Genomic DNA, 4,367 nt, shown 5'->3' on the forward strand with positions numbered 1-4,367 from the left:
CAGCGAATCCAGCAAACCGCCCTGTTCAAAAACAGAGCTGGCATCGCTGCCGGCAAGCAGTTGATCGAGAAGTTCATGCGGGATCACAGGTTCTTTGCGTCGTGACATAGTGAGTCTCCTTCTTACCCATTATGCCCGCCCGCACACGAAATTACTGACACTCCCCCGGTCGCCGATGTGGACCAGTCGCTCGGGCTCGCCCAGCATAGCGGTCGACTGACGCATGTTCTCGAGCCAGCGGTAGCTTTCCTTCTCCTCGATCGGCACACGCGTAGGATTGATCCTTCGTTTCAGCGCGTTGGTGCCCTTGAATTTGGTACGGGTCCAGAATTTTGCCGCTGTCAGACCCAGCGGCAATCCCTCGGTCGTGATCGCAAGGCTAAAATGCATGAGCAGACCACAGACCGTATGAAGCCGTAGCCTGCCATTTTTATGGCGTCGGCTCGGTGCCAGACCGATTGCACCGATTTTTTCCGGCGCGCGGCGTTGATAGGAGAATTCAGTAGTGTCCTGTAGAACGAGGATTGGCCCTTCAAGCGTTCCAATACGCGCCCGTGTAGCTTGAAAATGTCCGGCGAGGATTTCGCCTTCGTTCACTGAGCCGTTAGATAGGAAGCGGTAAGCTGCCTTGGTATTGGCCCAGTCCCGACATGCCATCGGGATTGGCGCGCCAATCGCTCCCGCCATCTGCTCAAGCATCGTTCTAAGCCGCTCGCCCAGACGCTTGTCGCGAAATGCGTTGAGATCAACTTCCCCATCGGCCCATCTCACTGCGTCGAAACCAGAATTCCCCCTTGTGCACCCCGTCAGCTATTTCAGGTGCCAGAGGATGAATCATACCCGATTCCACGTGAGCAAGGTCCGCGCGGCCAATGGAATCACACGTGCGACGACTTGTGGGTAATTGGAAGGTCCTCGCCACGCTTACAGCACGCATCGCCCTTGGGAGTTAGTCTCCATGCACGGCTTTCCTGATCGCAAAATGGCTGCCAATTTCGAGATATATCTAAAATCCGGATCAGGTCGCGCTTTCGCCAAAAGGCATCTTAGATGATCAAAAAAAGCCCCGCCGGTTTCCCGGCAGGGCTTTCTTCAATTATTGTTCTTTTCAGATCAGAACTTGAAGCCAGCTCCAATACCATAGCGGCGTGGCTCAAGTGAGAAGATATTCGTGTACAAGCCCGACGACTGATCGGTGACATATAGTCCGGTCTCCGAGTTGCTGTCGAAAATATTCTGGACAAATCCACGAACATACCAGCGGTCATCCGTACCGTTCAACTGAATCTGGGCGTTTGCCTGCGCATAACCTTTGATTCTGTTGACATTGCCATTGAAAATACTGCCGAAGCTCTCACCGGTATAAGCAAGGTCGACACGCGGGACCAGGTTCATGCCATTTTCAAAGTTCATGGTATATTGTACGCCAGTGGAGAATTTCAGCTGAGGTGCCTGTGGCAACTGGTTCCCACGAATGTTCTTGGGAACACCGGCAGAGAAATATTCGATCCCACCGAATGCCGCCGGAACAACGCCAGCTCCTGCAAATGCGCCAGCTGCAGCCGCCTCCAGCACGCCGCAAATACCGAATGCGCCGGTTGAAGCAATGCCACCATCAGCAGGGAATGCCGTGGTTGGTTGCAGGCCTGCTCCAGGTGCAAGTCCCGGCACCAGACCGGCATTGATCGCACCATTTATCGTGTTGACAAAAGCATTTACACCAGCTGCATTTCCGGACGTGGAAGCCACCGCACAATTGGATGCATTGGTAATATCCTTGATGATGACCGCATCCGACCGGCCTCCGCCAAAATCGCGCGGATCGCTGTTAAACGTATCGCCCTTGACCTTGGTGTGCAGATAGCTGAAGCCCATGTTGATCATCCAGTCCGGATCAGGGCGAACGATCGCCTCGACTTCCGCACCGTAAATATCGGCATCGATATTTTCGTTTACAGCGGTCCGAGCAACAATCTTGCTGAGCTGCAAACCCTTATATTTATAGTAGAATGCAGTCAGGTTGAGTTGCAGAGCCCCATCGCCAAATGTATTTTTCGATCCGATTTCAAACGCATCGACCTGCTCGGGCCGGAAGGATTCCGGAGCTGCGAAAATTGGCTGCAGTGGCGGATTTATACCACCTGACTTATAACCGCGAGAATAGGATGCATAGATCAGATTGTCGTCGGTGATTTTGTAATCAAGCACCGCACGGCCAGTGATTTCATTGAACTTGACCTCCCGATTCTGGAAAAGTTGATTACCGGGTATACCTGGATCGGCATCCAAAGATCCGACGAATGGTGATTCAAATGCATCGGTTGTTTGGCTATATGGCACAAGGAAGTCTGCCAGCGTTGTACGCGCTCTAACTTTTTTCTTGTCGTTGTTGTAACGCAGTCCACCCGTCAGTTTCAGCTTGTCGCTGATATCGAAATAGACTTCGCCGAACAGGCCATAGGATTTGACCGTCAGATCATCCGAATGGTTGCGATAATATGGCGTGCCGAGGAATGAAGGCGGCAAGCCATTGGCAAGCGAAATGAAGCTGCCGAGCAAACCTGCCCCATAATCGAGCCCGAAGGCGTTCACATAATAGCTGTTCTCGGTCAGATGAGAGTCGGCATAAATACCGCCGACCAGGAAGTTGAACGGACCATCCAGATCGCTTGAGATGATCGCCTCGACGGACCAACTGCTGTTATCCAGATTCGACCGGTCAAATTGAAGCGGTGTTGCGTCGCAAATGCTGTTGCCCCCAAATACCCCGAGACCGATGGTATCAGTATCTGAAGTACAAAGCACGCCGTTCGGGCCGTCAGGAATGATCGCAGAAGCAAGAGGTGCAAAATAAGCTGCAGGAAGACCTGGGATCGCACCAGCTGCAGCTGCAGCAAGCGTGTTTAATCCAGTTGCATAAATGTCCCGGCGGCCAATATTGTTGTTATAGTCCTGCCGAGAATCCAGCTTGACCTTCTGGTAGGTACCGGAAAGTTGCGCGCTGATGGGACCAAAATCATGTTCGATCTTGCCCTGGAACGTCAACTCGCTGGCAAAATATTCCGGCGTGAAGGCCGTGTTGACCGTCCGCGGATCCGCGGGAACGGAAACACCTGCATATTGGTCTGGACCGTAAAGACTACCGAGAGCAAAAGCCGTTGGAATACCCTGAGTTGCAAGGAATTCGCGCGACGATAATGTAGCCGCAATAGTCGAGTTCGCGTTGAACGATTCTGCATTGCGAGAACTGTTCAAACAACCCAAGATGCCTGTCGGGTCACGTTGACAATATTGCTTCTGAATCCGCATACGATTGTCATCTTCGCGGAAATAGGAAGCATAAAGGTCAATCGTGGTATCCGCAGTTGGTTCGAAACGCAGCGAACCACGCACCGAGTACATATCCCGGTCATCAAGATCAGGGCCGCCGTTGAGATTGGTCGTATAGCCATCGCGTTTCACATAAACGCCCGCACCACGAAAGGCGATGTTATCGCCGAGCGGTAAGTTGACCATGCCTTTAACTTTGATTGCGTTGTAATTGCCATATTCGGCATCACCAGAAGCTTGGAACTCGCCCATTCTCGGCTTGGCAGTTACAACATTGACCACCCCTGCAGTAGCGTTGCGTCCAAACAATGTACCTTGCGGACCGCGCAGCACTTCGACGCGCTCAAGATCGAAAAATTCTGTTTCAAAAAGTCGCGTCGCGAAAAGAGGCGAATCGTTCAAGTGAATGGCAGTTGCTTGATCGCAAGATGCGCCGACACAAAGATCGCCGATCCCGCGAATTGTAAAACTGGAACTGACAAAATTGGTTTTGGTAAAGGTGATGTTTGGAAGTGTCAGCTGGAGATCGGAACTGTTCTCGATCTGCTGGGCTTCCAAGGCTGCCCCGGAAAATGCGGAAACCGCAATCGGTACATCTTGGGCACTTTGTGCCTGCCTCTGCGCGGTCACGATAATGACATTGCTATCAAGGGCACCATCGTCACGGTCCTGCGCCATGGCAGGTACGGACATTGTAGATATAGCTGTGGCGGCTAATAATAACGACTTACGCATTTCTCTCTCCCAAATCCCAATTTTGTTCTCGGAGAGTGATATTTTTACGCACCTCCCCGTTCCGTTATTACTCAACTAATCGCGCGATTAAGTCCAGACTCAAATCGTGAAACATCTAGTTTTGCTCCATTTTCGCACCATACACAGGTAAATTGATGCAATTTTACTACAAAAAAGCCCTGCCGATTTCTCGGCAGGGCCATATTTTGTAATTTTAATGTCTCACCTTTGAAGGAAACTCACCAGCTTATAGCTGGTAGAAGGCTTCAGCCGTTATTGTTTGCTCAGCACTATCCTCCAGA

General features: G+C 51.6%; 2 protein-coding genes. Both read right to left on the reverse strand.

Annotation, left to right across the window (positions count from 1 at the left end; all coding sequences use genetic code 11):
- Positions 1 to 129 precede the first annotated feature (129 nt).
- Positions 130 to 771 carry an IS4/Tn5 family transposase DNA-binding protein gene (locus tag V7680_RS14985; RefSeq protein ID WP_335654063.1) on the reverse strand — a complete coding sequence of 214 codons (642 nt, stop codon included), beginning with the start codon at positions 769 to 771 and terminating at the stop codon, positions 130 to 132.
- A gap of 342 nt (positions 772 to 1,113) precedes the next feature.
- Positions 1,114 to 4,023, reverse strand: coding sequence for a TonB-dependent receptor (locus V7680_RS14990; RefSeq protein ID WP_335654064.1), 2,910 nt, complete (start codon positions 4,021 to 4,023; stop codon positions 1,114 to 1,116).
- Positions 4,024 to 4,367 lie beyond the last annotated feature (344 nt).

The sequence above is a fragment of the Parasphingorhabdus sp. genome, from assembly GCF_036963705.1.
Classification (GTDB): Bacteria; Pseudomonadota; Alphaproteobacteria; order Sphingomonadales; family Sphingomonadaceae; genus Parasphingorhabdus.